Annotated in this window: 14 protein-coding genes and 1 riboswitch; of the genes, 7 read left to right on the top strand and 7 right to left on the bottom strand. The window is 72.8% G+C overall.

Annotation, left to right across the window (positions count from 1 at the left end):
* Positions 1-27 precede the first annotated feature (27 nt).
* The gene (locus ACMCNK_RS04160) at positions 28-1,227 is read right to left on the bottom strand and encodes a chorismate-binding protein (protein WP_412735056.1); all 1,200 of its coding nucleotides are present in this window, start codon (positions 1,225-1,227) and stop codon (positions 28-30) included.
* 121 nt (positions 1,228-1,348) lie between these two features.
* On the opposite strand from ACMCNK_RS04160, the gene ACMCNK_RS04155 reads away from it, so the two are divergent.
* Complete coding sequence (locus ACMCNK_RS04155; RefSeq protein ID WP_412735055.1) at positions 1,349-1,549, top strand: DUF5999 family protein; 201 nt, start codon at positions 1,349-1,351, stop codon at positions 1,547-1,549.
* Positions 1,550-1,746: 197 nt separating this feature from the next.
* Here ACMCNK_RS04155 and gcvP read toward each other — a convergent pair whose 3' ends face one another.
* On the bottom strand, positions 1,747-4,554 hold the full coding sequence (gene gcvP, locus ACMCNK_RS04150; protein ID WP_412735054.1) for an aminomethyl-transferring glycine dehydrogenase: 2,808 nt from the start codon (positions 4,552-4,554) through the stop codon (positions 1,747-1,749).
* A gap of 78 nt (positions 4,555-4,632) precedes the next feature.
* A riboswitch (glycine riboswitch) is annotated at positions 4,633-4,735 on the bottom strand.
* Between the two features lie 194 nt (positions 4,736-4,929).
* On the opposite strand from gcvP, the gene ACMCNK_RS04145 reads away from it, so the two are divergent.
* The 6 genes from ACMCNK_RS04145 to ACMCNK_RS04120 all read left to right on the top strand — a co-directional run bounded on the left by ACMCNK_RS04145 (position 4,930) and on the right by ACMCNK_RS04120 (position 11,455).
* Positions 4,930-6,774, top strand: coding sequence for a fibronectin type III domain-containing protein (locus tag ACMCNK_RS04145; protein WP_412735053.1), 1,845 nt, complete (start codon positions 4,930-4,932; stop codon positions 6,772-6,774).
* 127 nt (positions 6,775-6,901) lie between these two features.
* Positions 6,902-7,249: a hypothetical protein gene (locus ACMCNK_RS04140; RefSeq protein WP_412735052.1), complete on the top strand. Its 348-nt coding sequence runs from the start codon at positions 6,902-6,904 to the stop codon at positions 7,247-7,249.
* 1 nt (position 7,250) lies between these two features.
* Positions 7,251-7,889: a nucleotidyl transferase AbiEii/AbiGii toxin family protein gene (locus ACMCNK_RS04135; protein ID WP_412735051.1), complete on the top strand. Its 639-nt coding sequence runs from the start codon at positions 7,251-7,253 to the stop codon at positions 7,887-7,889.
* Between the two features lie 163 nt (positions 7,890-8,052).
* Positions 8,053-8,349 carry a hypothetical protein gene (locus tag ACMCNK_RS04130; RefSeq protein ID WP_412735050.1) on the top strand — a complete coding sequence of 99 codons (297 nt, stop codon included), beginning with the start codon at positions 8,053-8,055 and terminating at the stop codon, positions 8,347-8,349.
* Positions 8,350-8,451: 102 nt separating this feature from the next.
* Positions 8,452-10,935, top strand: coding sequence for a DEAD/DEAH box helicase (locus ACMCNK_RS04125; protein ID WP_412735049.1), 2,484 nt, complete (start codon positions 8,452-8,454; stop codon positions 10,933-10,935).
* A 52-nt stretch (positions 10,936-10,987) separates the two neighbouring features.
* Positions 10,988-11,455 (top strand): DIP1984 family protein, encoded by a 468-nt coding sequence (locus ACMCNK_RS04120; RefSeq protein ID WP_412735048.1) that lies wholly within the window; start codon positions 10,988-10,990, stop codon positions 11,453-11,455.
* Between the two features lie 364 nt (positions 11,456-11,819).
* On the opposite strand, the gene ACMCNK_RS04115 is transcribed toward ACMCNK_RS04120, so the two are convergent.
* The 5 genes from ACMCNK_RS04115 to paaC all read right to left on the bottom strand — a co-directional run bounded on the left by ACMCNK_RS04115 (position 11,820) and on the right by paaC (position 16,619).
* The gene (locus ACMCNK_RS04115) at positions 11,820-12,782 is read right to left on the bottom strand and encodes a DMT family transporter (protein ID WP_412735047.1); all 963 of its coding nucleotides are present in this window, start codon (positions 12,780-12,782) and stop codon (positions 11,820-11,822) included.
* Between the two features lie 170 nt (positions 12,783-12,952).
* Positions 12,953-13,975: a methyl-accepting chemotaxis protein gene (locus tag ACMCNK_RS04110; protein WP_412735046.1), complete on the bottom strand. Its 1,023-nt coding sequence runs from the start codon at positions 13,973-13,975 to the stop codon at positions 12,953-12,955.
* 112 nt (positions 13,976-14,087) lie between these two features.
* Positions 14,088-15,146, bottom strand: a complete 1,059-nt coding sequence (paaE, locus tag ACMCNK_RS04105; protein WP_412735045.1) for a 1,2-phenylacetyl-CoA epoxidase subunit PaaE — start codon at positions 15,144-15,146, stop codon at positions 14,088-14,090.
* A 1-nt stretch (position 15,147) separates the two neighbouring features.
* The gene (paaD, locus tag ACMCNK_RS04100) at positions 15,148-15,651 is read right to left on the bottom strand and encodes a 1,2-phenylacetyl-CoA epoxidase subunit PaaD (protein ID WP_412735044.1); all 504 of its coding nucleotides are present in this window, start codon (positions 15,649-15,651) and stop codon (positions 15,148-15,150) included.
* Positions 15,648-16,619: a 1,2-phenylacetyl-CoA epoxidase subunit PaaC gene (gene paaC, locus ACMCNK_RS04095; protein WP_412735043.1), complete on the bottom strand. Its 972-nt coding sequence runs from the start codon at positions 16,617-16,619 to the stop codon at positions 15,648-15,650. Before paaC ends, paaD begins: the two co-directional genes overlap by 4 nt.
* Positions 16,620-16,626: the final 7 nt, after the last annotated feature.

Below are 16,626 nucleotides of genomic sequence, written 5' to 3'. Positions count from 1 at the left end.
CCCGCAAGGCTAACCGGCAGTCACGGATCACCCGGCGCTCAGCGCCGCACGGATCGGGGCCGCCTTCGCCGCGGCCTCGTCCACCTCCGCCACCGGGTCACTGCCCCAGGTGATGCCGCCACCGGCCCACACGTGCACCCGCGCCCCGTCCACCGCGACCGTACGGATGCTCAGACCCAGATCCACATGATCCGTGCCGACCCAGCCCAGCGCCCCCATGCTCACCCCGCGCCCCACCGGCTCCCACTGCGCGATCTGCGCCAGGGCCGCCAGCTTCGGCGCCCCGGTCACCGACCCGCCCGGGCACACCGCCCGCAACAACTGCGCCAGGTCCAGCCGCCCGGTCACCGGCGCCGAGATCACCGACTCGGCCTGCCACAACCCGCACCAGCGGCGCACCGCGAACAGCTCGTCCACCCGCACCGGGCCCACCCCGGGCAGCCGGGACAGGTCGTTGCGTTCCAGGTCGACGATCATCACGTGCTCGGCGCGTTCCTTCGCCGAATTCCGCAGCTCCTGACGGCCCGCCTCGGTCGCCGGACGGGTCCCCTTGATCGGGCGGGTGATCACCCGGCCGTCGCGCACCTCCACCAGCGTCTCCGGCGACGCACACGCGATCGCCCACCCGTCGCCGGCCAGCACCCCGCCGTACCGGGCCCCCGGCAACGCCGCCACCCGCGCCAGCGCGGGACCTGGATCCCCGGTGTACGGGGCGCTGGCCTGTCCCACGAGATTCACCTGGTACACGTCACCGCACGCGATCGCCTCCCGCACCCCGGAAACCGCCGCGGCGTGCTGCGCCCGGGACCAGCCCGGCGCCCACTCACCCACCGCGAACCCCGGACCGGGTGGGGGCGGCGACGCCGCCGGCCCGTGGGTGTACACCACCGCGACCACGTCCGGGATACCCGGTACGGGGCTGGGCGTCCCGGCCGGTCCCCCGGCCATCGCCGCACCGGCCGCCGCGGACACGTACAGGGCCGCTCCGCACGGTGTGCCGGTTGCGTCCGGATGCGCACCCTGCGCGGCACGCCCGAGGTCTCGCACGGGCAGTCCGTTGGCCGCGAGGTACGCGGTAACAAGCTCAGCAGGGTCACCCCCGTCACCCAGGTGCCACCCGAACATCTGTGACGGAGCGTGACGGCCCCGGCAACCCGCCGGAGTGCCCGGCGGCGAACTGGCCGGAGGTGTCGGAAAGTGGTCAACGACCCCACTTCCGTGGACCATCGGTACCGAGGACTCTGTCAATGGGACGCCGTCACTTCCCCGATCCGGCCTCGTTCGGATTGAGGTAATCTTCCTCACCGTCCTTGTGAATCATCACACAGCACCGACCGGAGAACCTTCGATGTGCCAGCACCAACCCCCCTGCCCGACCGCGGACGCGGTCGATCGCGACGCCGCCCGCATCATCGCCACCTTCTGCGAGCAAGGCTGGAGCCTGCTCTGCAACGGCGTGATCACCTTCGAGGACACCGGCGAGATCCTGCCGGACGGCACCATGATCGAACCGCACCGGGGACCCGCCTGGCACGCCCTCGCGGCGTGACCCGGCACCACCCCGGCGCGCACCCGCGCCAACACACAGCGTAACCAGCACGACCGCATCGGCGAGACACACGCGACCCGCACCGCAGCGGCCACCGCGCACGCCGACCGTACGGCCCACCGACCCCCGCGAGCGCACCACCGGCTCCGCGCGGGGCCGGCGAGCCGTCACCACACCGGCCCCGGCCCGTACCCGGATCAGTCCTCGAACGCCTCCGGCGCAGGACACGCACACACCAGATTCCGGTCCCCGTACGCGCCGTCGATCCGCCGCACCGGCGGCCAGTACTTCGCCGTCCGGTCCACCCCCCGCGGAAACCCCGCCACCGACCGCGGATACACGTGCGACCACTCGTCCGCCGACACACACGACGCCGTGTGCGGCGCATTCACCAGCGGATTGTCGTCGCCGGGCCACCGGCCCGCCGCCACCGCGCCGATCTCCTCCCGGATCGCGATCATCGCCTCGCAGAACCGGTCCAGCTCCTCCAGGTCCTCGCTCTCGGTCGGCTCCACCATCAGCGTCCCCGCCACCGGGAACGACATCGTCGGCGCGTGGAACCCGTAGTCGATCAGCCGCTTCGCCACATCGTCGACACTGATCCCGGTCGCCTTCGTCAACGGCCGAAGATCCAGGATGCACTCGTGCGCGACCAGCCCGTCGTTACCCGCATACAACACCGGGTAATGCTCCCGCAGCCGCGCCGCCACATAGTTCGCCGACAACACCGCCACCGCCGTCGCCGCCGCCAGCCCGTCCGGACCCATCATCCGCAGATACGCCCACGAGATCGGCAGGATCCCCGCCGACCCGTGCGCCGCCGACGACACCGCATGCTCCCCCGACACCGACAACGGATCGCCCGGCAGGAACTCCGCCAGATGCGCCCGCACCGCCACCGGACCCACCCCGGGACCACCACCACCGTGCGGAATGCAGAACGTCTTGTGCAGATTCAGATGCGACACGTCCGCCCCGAACTTGCCCGGCTTGGCGAACCCCACCAGCGCATTCAGGTTCGCACCGTCCACATACACCTGACCACCCGCGTCGTGCACCTTCGCACACAGATCCGCGATACCGGTCTCGTACACCCCGTGCGTCGACGGATACGTCACCATGATCGCCGCCAGGTCGTCGCGATGCGCGGCGATCTTCCGGTCCAGGTCCGCGGCGTCCACATTGCCGTCCGCGTCACACGCCACCACCGCGACCCGCATACCCGCCATCACCGCGCTCGCCGCGTTCGTCCCGTGCGCACTCGACGGGATCAGGCACACGTCCCGGTGCACCTGCCCCCGCTGACGGTGGTACCCGCGAATCGCCAGCAGACCCGCCAGCTCACCCTGCGAACCCGCGTTCGGCTGCACACTCACCGCGTCATAACCGGTAAGCTCCGCCAGCCACGACTCCAACTGCGCCACCAGAGCCTCGTAGCCCGCGGTCTGCGAACGCGGCGCAAACGGGTGAATGTCCGCGAACTCCGGCCACGTCACCGGCTCCATCTCGGTCGTCGCGTTCAGCTTCATCGTGCACGACCCCAGCGGGATCATGCCCCGGTCCAGCGCATAGTCACGATCCGACAACCGGCGCAGATACCGCAGCATCCCGGTCTCCGAATGATGCGTACGGAACACCGGATGCGTCAGGAAGTCACCCTCGCGCCGCAACGACGCCGGAATCGCCGCCGACACCGACCCGACCGGCACCGCACCGAACGCGGCCAGCACCACGGACACGTGCGCCTCGGTCGTCGTCTCGTCACACGCCACCGACACCCGGTCCGCGTCCACCCGCCACACATCCACACCCGCCGCCGCGGCCGCAGCCACCACCGCATCCGCCCGGCCCGGCACCACCGCCGTCACCGTGTCGAAGAACTCCGCATGCGCCACCGCCACCCCGGCCGCAGCCAGACCCGCCGCGATCGCCGCCGCCCGCTCATGGGTACGCCGCGCGATCGCCCGCAACCCCTCCGGGCCGTGGTACACCGCGTACATGCTGGCCATCACCGCCAGCAGCACCTGCGCCGTACAGATGTTGCTGGTCGCCTTCTCCCGGCGGATGTGCTGCTCCCGCGTCTGCAACGCCAGCCGATACGCGGGCGCCCCGTCCGCGTCCTTCGACACCCCGACCAGGCGCCCCGGCAGCGACCGCTCCAACCCGGCACGCACCGCCAGATAACCCGCATGCGGCCCGCCGAAACCCAACGGCACCCCGAACCGCTGCGTCGTGCCCGCCGCGATGTCCGCCCCGATCTCGCCGGGCGCCCGCAGCAACGTCAACGCCAGCAGATCCGCCGCCACCGTCACCAGAGCACCACTCGCATGCGCCGCCGCCACCAGCGCGGCATGATCGCGCACCGCCCCCGACGCCCCCGGATACTGCAGATGCAGCCCGAAGAACTCCTCCGGCAGTGCCTCCCCGGCCTCCAGATCCACCAGCCGGACCTCGATACCCAGCGGTTCCGCCCGGGTCCGCAGCACCGACAGCGTCTGCGGCAGCGTGTCCGCGTCCACCACGTACACGCTGCTCTTGCTCTTGGACGCACGCCGCGCCAGCGTCATCGCCTCGGCAACCGCGGTGCCCTCGTCCAGCATCGACGCGTTCGCGGTCGTCAACCCGGTCAAGTCCGTGACCATCGTCTGGAAGTTCAGCAGCGCCTCCAGCCGGCCCTGACTGATCTCCGGCTGGTACGGCGTGTACGCCGTGTACCACGCCGGGTTCTCCAGCACGTTGCGGCGGATCACCGCCGGCGTGAACGTGCCGTAGTAGCCCAGGCCGATCATCGGGGTCGCCACGGTGTTGCGCGCCGCGATCGCCCGCAACTCGGCGATCGTCTCCTCCTCGGAGGCCGCCTCCGGCAACGCGAGCCGCCCGTGCCAGCGGATCGACTCGGGGATCGCGGCGTCCATCAGCTGCTCCATCGAGCCGTACCCGATGACCTTGAGCATCTGGTCCTGCTCGTCCGGATCCGGACCGATGTGGCGGGCTGCGAACGTCATGGCGGGCTCCTACGGCAGAGAAGAAGGTCGACGAAGCAACCTCCCCCTCTGTCGTACCCCACAGGGCACTCCAGAGCGCCTGCCCCCGCGGTCCTTTTGCCTGAGAGGTTCCGGGGAGGATTTGCCCCTTCGGCGCCGCCGGGACCGCGAACGGCCCGATGGTCTCTCCCGCGTGGGTGGTGCCGGCTGGCCACCAAACTACCAGCGCCGACACGCGGCGCACGGTTCCCCCGGCCGGGATGTGACCTACCCGCCAGCCCGGCCGGGGCGCAACACCAGCGCAAACTTCGCGCAAGAACCCGTCAAGATCCGGCCCCGGCCACCGATCAGTTCCGGAACCGAACCGGGCCGTCCGGTTCCGATCCCGGGGGCACCATGCCACATCGCACCGCCACCTCCGCCGGCCTCCTCGCGGCCGCCACCGCCGGCCTGATCACCGCAGCGTTGCTGCCCGCGCTGCCGGCCGCCGCCAGCGACACCTGGCCGGTCTGCGCCGACGCCGCCGCGACGCAATGCATCGCCGAGGCCACCCTCACCCCGGTCGGCGGCCAGCTGGCACCCCTGTCCCAGTACGGCCTGAGCGCGTCCGCCGCGCTGACCAACGACCGGCTGGACTGGGCGGTGAACGGCTGGGCCGGCAAGCCCGGCACCGTCACCGGCGGACGGCTCACCCTCAAGATCCGTACGGGGTCGTGGGCGGCGGGCTTCACCACCGCGGTCGCCGGCGGACTCACCGTCACCCCCGGCGGCGACGGCAGCACCCGCACGGTGACCATCACCGGCCGCGCCACCCACGTCGACTGGGTCGGCGGCGACATCACGGGCGGCGCCGACGAGATGGCCGACCCGGCCGCCAGCGGCACACACTTCAGCGGCACCACCGCCGCGAAGAACCCCAACGGCGTCCCCACCAACAGCTTCGGCGACGGCGCGTACCTCACCACCGACGCCCAGTACGGCCCCTCGGGCATGGACTACAACGACGGGGGCGACTCTCCGTTCCTGCACCTGCAGGGCATGATGCGCAACCCGCACCTCGACGCGGACGGCCGGCCCGTCCACGGCGCCCTCACCGTCTGGCTTCCCGCCGCCTGGTTCACCGCCCGCGGCACCACCGCCCAGCAGGCCGCGGATACCGGCTTCGACCTTGTCGACACCTCCCGCAGCCAGGCCAGCCTGCCCGTCATCGCCACCGTGCGCGAGGGCGGCATCGAACTGCACGCGGACGATCTCGACTACGGCATGCCGTACCTGTTGATCTACCTGCGGCCCAGCGGCGCCGAAGGCCTGAGCCGGCCCGCCGCACCGCAGGACGTCGACGCCGTCGGCGACCACGGCACGCTCACCGCGTCGTGGAGCGAGCCGGACAGCGACGGCGGCTCCCTGCTGACCGGCTACACCGCGCGGGCGTTCACCGAACCCACCGGCGGCACGGTCGCCGGACGCTGCACCGTGGCACTCGCCGCCCCGACCGACACCCCGGACGGCGACACGCCCGGCGACGACACCACCTGCACCATCGGTGACCTCACCGACGGCCGGACGTACTACCTCGGCGTCACCGCGAGCAACGCGCTCGGCGAGGGCGACGCCCAGGACGAACGCGTCGCGGTCACCGCAACTCCGCCCAGCGTGCCGTCGGCGCCGACCGAGGTGCGGGTCCGCGCGGGCCGCGGCGCCCTGACCGCCACCTGGCAGGAACCGGAGTCCGACCACGGCGCCCCGATCACCGGCTACACCGCCTACGCCTACCGCAGCGCGACCGGCGGGGAGCCCGTGGCCCGCTGCACCGCCGACGGGTCGGACGACGCGTGCGAGCTGCCCCGCCTGGCGAACGGCGTCACCTACTACGTCGGTGTCACCGCGACCAACGACGCCGGACAGGGCCCGGCGAACGCGGTCCGGGTCGCCGGTACGCCCCGGACCACACCCGGGACGCCGCGCGCCGTGAACGTGTCGTCCCGCGGGAAGAAGGCCCGGGTCGGCTGGGCGGCCCCGGCGAACACGGGCGGCGCACCGGTGACCGGCTACCGGGCGCGGGTGTACGGCGGCCGCGCCGGCGGTTCCGCGGTCGCCCAGTGCACGACGAAGGGCGGCGGGCGCGACTGCACCGTGTCCGGGCTCAAGGCGGGCCGGACGTACTGGGTGAGCGTCGCCGCGCAGAACGGGGCCGGCTCCTCGGCCGAGACGGGCCGCGTCAAGGTCGTGGTCCGGCGCTGAGTTCGTCGCCCGGCGCCCGTCTCTCCCCGGGACGGTGCGCCGGGCGACGGCGCGGGACACACCCCGTAGGGTGTCCTAGGATTCTAGGAATTGTCCCTCCGGGCCGGAGGCGGTCTACCCTGGCCCCATGCCCGCCACCGCGCGCGACACCCCCGTCGCCCACCTGGCCCGGCCCCACCGCCCGGTCCTCGTGACCGGCACCCTGGGTGAACTCACCGGGCCGCAGCACGGCCTCGTCGAGCTGCCCCTGCGGCTGTGGTGGAACCCGCACCGCACGTTCGACCTCGACCAGCCCACCATGCGGCTCTGGCTGTACGAGAACGTGCTGCGCGAAGCGGTCCGCGTCGACGAGCTGCGCCGGCACCTGCACGGCCCCACCCTGATCCGGCTGTGGCCGGAACTGAATCTGCCCCGCGGCGTCCGCGCCGCCTGGGAGGCCCGCCACCCGGCACTGCGCCGCGCCACCGCCCGCTGACGTGCCCGTCGACGACTTCTACGCCGACGTCGCGCGCGTCGCCCTGGCGGTCGCGGACAAACACGGCTTCGTCCTCGGCGGCGGTGTGGCCTGGCTGCTCACCGGCCTCGTGCAACGCCCCACCGAAGACATCGACCTGTTCACCGACACCGACGGCGCGGTCGCTGCCGCGGCCGGCGAGGTCTGCGCGGCGCTCACCCGCGCCGGATACGCGGTACATCGCGAGGCGGCCGACGAACTGTTCGACGGCATGGACGCAAACCTGCGCGAGTTCACCGTCACCGGACGCGGCGGAGCACTGCGGCTGACCCTGTGCCGGCTGGACCGCCGCCACGCCCCGGTGGTCATGGACCTCGGGCCGGTCATGCACCTCGACGATCTCGTCGCCACCAAGGTCGCCGCGCTGGTGAACCGGCGTGAGGTCCGCGACTACATCGACGTCGCCGCCGCGCTGGGCCGCTACCCGCTGCACCGGGTGCTGACGCTCGCCCGCGCCGCCGACCCGGCGCTGGACGACGCCGACATCGCGGCCGCCGGCCGCTACCTCGACCGCCTCGACGACGCCCGGTTCGCCGTGTACGGGCTGAGCCCCACCGACGTCCGCGCCGTCCGGGACCGCCTCGCCGACTGGCCGCGATAGCCCGGCGTAATCGCCCAGTCGCCGTGGGTGGATGTTAACGGCCGTTCCGGGCCGCACCTGAGGTCTGCAACCGTCCTGCACCCGAGGCCGCACCGCTCCGCAACCCGCCGCACCGAATCTGAAACCTCAGCAAGGTCCCCCCGACACCCAAGGAGCTCCCCCCATGCGCGTGCGGATCGCTACCACCCTCGCCGTCGTCGCGGCGACCGTCGGCCTGGCGGTCACCACCGCCGGCCCGGTCGTGTCCGCGTTCGGCGGCCACTCCTCCGCGTCCTCCGCCGACCACGTCGACGCCGCCAAGGGCCGCATCATGCGGGAAACCCCGCCGGCCACCGCGACGACGACGCCGGCCACCGCCGCGACGCCGGCGGCCAGCCCGTCCCCCACCGCGACCCCGGCGTCGACCCCGGCGCCCGCCGCGACGACCTCGGCCGCGAAGAAGGACAAGGCTGGGAAGTGACGCCGGACGCCGTGGCCGGACCCGTCCCAGGTCCGGCCACGGCGCTGTCGCGCCCGGCCAGGGCCGCGGTGTCTCGGCGACCCTGGATAGGGTGACGTCATCATGACGCTCACCGACCTGCTGCCCGGCACCGCCGACCCCGACTCCGTCTTCACCGCGTTCGGCGACTGGGTGAACGGGCAGGGCCTGACGCTCTACCCGCACCAGGAAGAGGCGCTCATCGAGATCGCCACCGGGTCGAACGTCATCCTCAACACCCCCACCGGCTCCGGCAAGAGCCTGGTCGCGATGGGCGCACACTTCGCCGCGCTCGCCGACGGCCGCACCACCTTCTACACCGCGCCCATCAAAGCCCTGGTCAGCGAGAAGTTCTTCGCCCTGTGCGCCGCGTTCGGCGCCAAGAACGTCGGCATGCTCACCGGCGACGCCAGCGTGAACGCCGACGCGCCGATCATCTGCTGCACCGCCGAGGTGCTGGCCAACCTGGCCCTGCGCGAGGGCGCCGACGCCGACGTCGGCCAGGTCGTCATGGACGAGTTCCACTTCTACGCCGAACCCGACCGCGGCTGGGCGTGGCAGGTGCCGCTCATCGAGCTGCCGCAGGCCCAGTTCCTGCTCATGTCCGCCACCCTCGGCGACGTCACCCGCTTCGTCGACGACCTGACCCGGCGCACCGGCCGCGCCACCGCGGTGGTCAGCAACGCCGAGCGGCCCGTGCCGCTGCTGTTCTCGTACGCGATGACACCGCTGCACGAGACCATCGAGGAGCTGCTCAGCACCCGCCAGTCGCCGGTCTACATCGTGCACTTCACCCAGGCCGCCGCGCTGGAACGCGCCCAGTCGCTGATGAGCATCAACATGTGCACCCGCGCCGAGAAGGACGCCATCGCCGCGGCCATCGGTGGTTTCCGCTTCACCGCCGGGTTCGGGCGTACGCTCAGCCGGCTGGTCCGGCACGGCATCGGCGTGCACCACGCCGGGATGCTGCCCAAATACCGGCGGCTCGTGGAGACGCTCGCCCAGGCCGGCCTGCTGAAAGTCATCTGCGGCACGGACACCCTCGGCGTCGGCATCAACGTGCCGATCCGTACGGTGCTGTTCACCGGTCTGTCCAAGTACGACGGTGTGAAGACGCGGCTGCTCAAGGCGCGCGAGTTCCACCAGATCGCCGGCCGGGCGGGGCGCGCCGGCTTCGACACCGTCGGCACCGTGCTCGTGCAGGCCCCCGAGCACGTCATCGACAACGAACGGGCCCTCGCCAAGGCCGGCGACGACCCGAAGAAACGCCGCAAGGTGGTCCGCAAGAAGCCACCCGAGGGCACCATCGGCTGGGGGCAGCCCACCTTCGACCGGCTGGTCGCCGCCGACCCCGAACCACTCACCTCGTCGTTCCAGGTCAGCCACGCCATGCTGCTCAACGTGCTCGCCCGGGGCGGCGACCCGTTCGCCGCCATGCGGCACCTGCTCACCGACAACCACGAGGAACCCGCCGCGCAGCGCCGCCACATCCGGCGCGCCGTCGCAATCGCCCGGGCCCTGCTCGCCGGCGGCGTCATCGAACGCGCCGACGGCACGTTCCGGCTCGTCGACGACCTGCAACTCGACTTCGCGCTCAACCAGGCGCTGTCGCCGTTCGCCCTGGCCAGCCTCGAACTGCTGGACCGCGAATCGCCCGACTACCCGCTGGACGTCGTCAGCGTCATCGAGTCCACCCTGGAGGATCCGCGGCAGGTGCTCTCCGCGCAACGGCAACGCGCCCGCGGCGAGGCGGTCAACGCGATGAAGGCCGAGGGCATCGAGTACGAGCAGCGCATGGAACTGCTGGAGGAGGTCACCCACCCGCAGCCGCTGCGCGAACTGCTGGAGGCCGCGTACGAGACGTACCGGCGGGGACACCCGTGGGTGGCCGACCACGAACTGCGCCCCAAGAGCGTCGTGCGCGACATGTACGAGCGGGCCATGACATTCACCGAGTACGTCGGCTTCTACGGGCTGTCCCGGTCCGAGGGGCTGGTGCTGCGCTACCTGGCCGACGCGTACCGGGCGTTGCGGCAGACCGTGCCCGAGGACGCCCGTACCGAAGAACTGACCGACCTCATCGAATGGCTCGGTGAACTGGTCCGCCAGGTCGACTCCAGCCTGCTCGACGAGTGGGAGCGGTTGCGCAACCCCGGTGCCGAGCCGGCCGAGGTCCGGCTGGACGACAAGCCGCCCGCGGTGACCCGCAATACCCGCGCGTTCCGGGTCCTGGTGCGCAACGCGCTGTTCCGCCGGGTCGAGCTGGCCGCGCTGCGCCGCCACGCCGAGCTGGGCGAGCTGGACGGCGAGTCGGGCTGGAACGCGGACCGTTGGGCCGAGGCACTGGACGACTACTTCGCCGAGTACGGCGAGATCGGCACCGGGCCGGCCGCCCGCGGCCCCGCACTGCTGCACATCGACGCCGGGGCGCAGACGTGGCGGGTCCGGCAGGTCTTCGACGACCCCGACGGCGACCACGACTGGGGCATCGACGCCGAGGTGGACCTGGAGGCCAGCGACGCCGCGGGCGCCGCAATGGTGCGGGTCATCGCGGTCGGCCCGCACTGATCACCGCGTAATTGGCGAGCACCCGCGGGCGTCGCTGCCCATACTGGTCGGCATGAAAATCGCCGAGGCGCTTGCGCTGCGCGCGGACGCGGCGCGCCGCGCCGAACAGCTGCGCTCCCGCATCACCGCCAACGCCCGCTACCAGGAAGGCGAGGCGCCCGCCGAGGACGCCGCCGCGCTGCTGGCCGAAGCCGGCGAGGTCCTCGCGGGACTGGAAACGCTGATCCGCCGGATCAACCGCACCAACGCCGCCACCGCCCTCGAGGGCGGCGGCACGCTCACCGACGCGCTCGCCCGACGCGACGTGCTACGGCTGCGGCACGGCCTGGTCGCCGCCGCCGCGGACGCCGCCGCCGGGGGCGGCCAGCACGGGTACCGTCAGCTGCGCTCAGAACTGAAGATGCTGCCGGCGCTGCCGGTCGCGGAGCTGCGCGGCCGGGCCGACGACCTCGCCCGGCAGCTCCGCGAGGTCGACACCGTCATCCAGCGGACCAACTGGGAGGTCGACCTGCTGGACTGACGGCGCGGTGCGGAGCAGGTAGCCATCGTGGAGGCGTGCACGACCCGAGAGCCGGCGGATTCCGGCTCACTTCCTGGAGCGCCCAGGGCAGGCGCTGGGGTTCGACTCCCCAGTTCACCTCGCAGGCCCAGCACCACGCACAGGTGACGGCGCACAGGGCACGGCACACCACCGGGTGCAGATCCACGACGGCGAGGGTGGGATCGGGGCTTTCCGCACCGTACCGGCAACGCTCAGGCCCGGGCGAACGGCCCGGCGTGATCTCGCGGACGGCCGCCACGTCACCGGGGGTCTCGCGACGAATCAACCCGCCAGCGCTGTCCCCGGTTCCGGGGCGCGCGGTGGAAGAGGCCGCGGGACCCCGTCAGGCCCCGGCGGATCCGTCCGGCGTACCGGGGCGTGGCCCGCGGCGCAGCACCGCATTCCCGGCACGAAGCACCGCGGCGCGGTGCTCGCGGGCGGTGAACCGGCGGCTGCGCGACACCGCCACCCCGGCCAGGCACAACGCCCCGCCGGCCAGCGTCAGGGCACCGGGCAGCTCACCCAGCAGCAGCCACGACAGCAACACCACCAGCGCGGGCACCACGTACGTCGTGGCACCCATGCGGCCCGCGGTGGTACGCGCCAGCGCGTACGCCCACGTGGTGAACGCCAGCGCGGTCGGGAACACCCCCAGATACACCACGTTGAGGGTGGCCGGCACCGGTGCCCGCGCCACCTGCGACACCAGCTGACCGGCGAACGGCAGGCACGCCACCGCACCCACCAGGCAGCCGTACGTGGTGACCTGCAACGCGCTCGCATGCCGCAACGCCGGCTTCTGCGCGACCACCCCCGACGCGTACGCGATCGCCGCGAGCAGGCACAACAGCACCCCCAGCACCGAGGAGCCGCCCCCTCCCGACATCGACATGCCCACCACTACGGCACCGGCGAACGACACCGCGAGCCCCGCGACCAGCGACACCGGCAGGCCCTCGCCCAGCAGCCGGCTGCTCAGCAACGCGATCAGGATCGGCCCCACGTTGACCACCATCGCGGCGGTGCCCGCGTCGACCGCCCGCTCGCCCCAGTTCAGCAGCACCATGTACCCGCCGAACCACAGCACCCCGGACAGCAGGATGCCGGGCCACGCGTGGCGCGGCGGCAACCCTTCGCGGCGCACCACCGAGAACGCGACCAGCACCAGCGCGCCGACAAGCAGCCGGCCCAACGCGAGCGCGCCCGGCGAGTACGCCGCCCCGGCACTGCGGATGGAGACGAACGCGGACGCCCACAGCACCACCGTGGCCGAGGCCGCGACCAGCGCGGGACGGGAAACAGTCATGATTGACAACCTCGCCGACCGGGCCCGGCTCGGGCAAGCGGCTTTCGGACCTGGCGATCGCTGATCGACGGAGACCCGGTCGCGGCGAGCGCCGCCGCAGGGCAGGAAACGACACGGCCCCGGCCGCGGCCCCTCGTGCGGGGCCACGGCCGGGGCCGGAACGTGTTCGGTCAGAGCCGGTAGCGGCCGACCGCCGACTGCAGCGCCACACCCGCGGACTTCAGTTCGCTCGCGACCGCGCCGGTCTCCTCCATCGTCGCCGTCGCGGACGTACGGGTCTGCGCGATGACCGCCATGGCGTCGGCGATCTCACCGGCCCGGGCGCTCGCGGCCACGATGCTCTCGGTCATCATCCCGGCCGTGGCGTGCTGCTGCTCGACGGCGCTGGCGATGGTGGTCTGGTACCCGTTGACCCGGTCGATGACCTCGCCGATCTCGGTGATGGACGAAACCACCCCGGAGGTGTCGGCCTGGATCGTGCCGACCCGGGCGGTGATGTCCTCGGTGGCCTTCGCGGTCTCCTGGGCGAGGTCCTTGACCTCGCTGGCCACGACCGCGAAGCCCTTGCCCATCTCCCCGGCGCGGGCCGCCTCGATGGTGGCGTTCAGGGCCAGCAGGTTGGTCTGCTCCGCGATCGACGTGATGACCTGGACCACGTCGCCGATCTGCGCGGACGACTCACCCAGCTTGGTCATGATGCGGCTCGCGTCGGCCGACGCGGCCATGGCGGCGGCGGCGACGGTCACGGCCTCGGACGCGCTGCGGGAGATCTCCTGGATGCTGGCGCCCATCTCCTCCGAACCGGAGGCGAGCGTGGAGATGTTCTCCGACACATCCTGCGAGGCGCGCAGGATGTTCCCGGACGCCTGCACCGAGTCCTGCGTACCGCTGACCAGTTCGGCGACCAGCTCACCCAGCCGCACCGCCGCGCCCGAGAGCCGGGTCGTCTCGTCGCCCGCCTCGCGGACCACCGCAGCGAACGCGTCCAGGACCCCGTTGACCGCCGCGGTCGCCCGCGCGGCCTCGCCGCGGCCCCGCTCCTCGGCGCGCACCGCGAGATCGCCGCCGGCCGCCCGCTCCAGAACCTCAGCGGTGTGCTTGAGCACGGCGCGACGCTGCCGGTCCCCGCGGACCACCACAGCCAGACCGACAAGGGCGAGTGCCGCCACCGAAGCCAACAACACGACAGCCATGGAACACTCCCGGATTCGCGGCCGGCACTACCTCGTGGCCGACTCCGGGGTGAACATCGGCCACCACCGGTGCCGCCATGAGCGTTTCGGGCCGCTGATCACCCACTGATCATCAGTCGTCGAAGTCCACGATCACCTTGGCCGCGGTCGGCGTCGACTGGCAGGTCAGGACGTACCCGGCGGCGACCTCGGCGGGCTCCAGCGCGAAGTTGCGCCGCATCTGCACCTCGCCCTCCACCACCCGGGCCCGGCAGGTGCCGCACACGCCGCCCTTGCAGGCGAACGGCAGGTCGGGCCGGGACCGCTGGGCCCCCTCGAGGATGGTGGCGTCCTCGGCCACCGTCACCGTGGTGGCGCGGCCGTCCAGTACGACCGTGACCTCACTGCTGGCGCCCGCGACCACCGCATCGCCGCGCACCGGTTCCGGCGGCGCCTCGTCCACCCAGAACAGCTCCCGGTGCACCTGCTCGGAGGCCACCCCGAGCTCGCCGAGCACATGCTGCGCGTCGCTGACCATGCCGAACGGCCCGCACAACCACCAGTGGTCCACGCCGAGCACGTCGATGAGCAACGGCAGCAGCGTACGCAGCTTCGCCGCGTCCAGCCGGCCGGTCAGCAGATCCACCTCACGGGCCTCGCGGGACAGCAGGTGAATGAGCTCCAGCCGGGACGGGTTGGCATCCTTCAGGTCCGCCAGCTCCTCGGCGAACATCACCGTCTCGGCGCGGCGGTTGCCGTACAGGATGCTGACCTGGGCGTCGGAGTGACGCAGCAGCGACGCGGCGATGGACAACAGCGGGGTGATGCCCGACCCGGCGCCGATCAGGACGTGTCGCCCGCCGGCCTCGACGTCGGGTGTGAACGTGCCCGACGGCGGGGCGACCTCCACCTCGTCGCCGGCGCGCACCTGATGCACCAGCCAGCTCGACACCAGGCCACCCGGCACCTCCCGCACCCCGATGCGGGGTGCGGCCCCGACCGGCGCGCAGATGGAGTACGTGCGGCGCTCGTCGGCCCGGCCCGCGGGGTGGCGCACGGTCAGCGCCTGCCCCGGACGGAACGCGTACGCGTCCGCCAGCTCCGCCGGAACCTCGAAGGTGACCGCCACCGCGTCGGAGCACAACCGCTCCACGGCCGCCACCCGCAGCGGGTGGAACGCGCCCCCGGCCACGTCAGATCTCCTTCACGTGCTCGAACGGTTCCCGGCAGGCCGGGCAGCGACGCAGTTCCCGGCACGCGGTCGCGCTGAACGCCGACACCTGCTCGGTGTCGGCGTGCCCGCACCGGGGGCAGTGCACCGCGGGGCGGTGCGGGCCCAGCACCAGCGGGACCGGGCCGCGGGGCCGCCGGGGCGCCGGGCCCGGCGGGGCGATGCCCGCCGCGGCGAGTTTGCGCCGCCCCGACTCGGTGATCCAGTCGGTGGTCCAGGCCGGGGTCAGCACCGTGCGCACCGCCACGTCGGCGAAGCCCGCAGCGTGCAGCGCGGCACGCAGGTCGGCGTGGATCGCCTCCATGGCCGGGCAACCCGAATACGTCGGCGTGACCGTCACCAGCACCCGGCCCTGCGCCTCGTCGACGGCGCGCAAGATGCCGAGGTCGGCGAGCGTGAGCTGGGGCAGCTCCGGGTCGGTCACGGTGGCCGCCACCGCCGCGGCGGTGACCGTGGGGGCGCTCACCACGCACCGCCGGGCACGGATCGGGCCACCGCCTGCAGTTCGTCGAGGATCTCCGCCAGCGCCGGGGAGTGTTCGCCGTCGCGCCCGCCGCCCGCTCCGGGTGCGGCACCGCCCGCCCCGGATGCGGCGCCGGCCCCAGCGGCATCGGTCGCCGCGACGGCCGGGCCGGTCCCCGCGGTCGCGGAACCAGCCACCGTGCCGAAGCCGGGCGCCGCGCTCAGGGTTGCGGCCGCCAGCACCTGATCGAGGACCGCGTCGTACTCGGCGCGCAGCCCGGCCGGGTCGACCGCGATCCCGCCCGCAACCAGGTCCCGCTCGACCGGATGCGACCGGAACAACTCGCCGGTCAGCGGCCCGACCGCGTCCAGGGCCGCCTGCATGCGCTCGTGCGACACCGAGGTGCCGTCGCCCAGCCGCACCACCCACTGCGCCGCCCACTCACGGTGGTACGTCAGCTCCTTCACGCCCTTGGCGGCGATCGCGGCCAGCATCGGGTCGCGGCTGGCGGCAAGCCGGTCGAACAGCGCGAGCCGCCACGTCGCAAACACCAGCAGCCGCGCCAGCAGGTGCGCGAAGTCGGCGTCCGCCCGCTCGGCCAGGCACACGTTGCGGAACTCCCCCGCCTCGCGCAGATACGCCAGCGCGTCCTCGTCGCGCCCGGCCGCCTCGACCTCCCCCGCCCGGGCGAGCAGCAGCCGCGCCTGGCCCAGCAGGTCCAGCCCGATATTGGCCAGCGCCAGCTCGTCCTCCAGCTCCGGCGCGCGGGTGACCCACTGCTGCAACCGGTGGGACATGATCAGCGCATCGTCGCCGAGCATGAGGCAGTACTGCGCGAGCCGCCCGCGGTCGACACCCTCGGGAACAGCGGTGTCCACCCCGGACAGCGGGTCGGCGAACCCCGTACCGTACGCCCAGCGGGCATCGTCGTCATGATCGGTGAGCGCCTCGTAGGCCGCGTCGAAACCCATGGTTGCC

The sequence above is a fragment of the Krasilnikovia sp. MM14-A1259 genome (assembly GCF_047159535.1).
Taxonomy (GTDB): domain Bacteria; phylum Actinomycetota; class Actinomycetes; order Mycobacteriales; family Micromonosporaceae; genus Actinoplanes.
The sequence above is the reverse complement of the archived record's forward strand: the minus strand, read 5'-3'. Positions and strand labels throughout refer to the sequence as shown.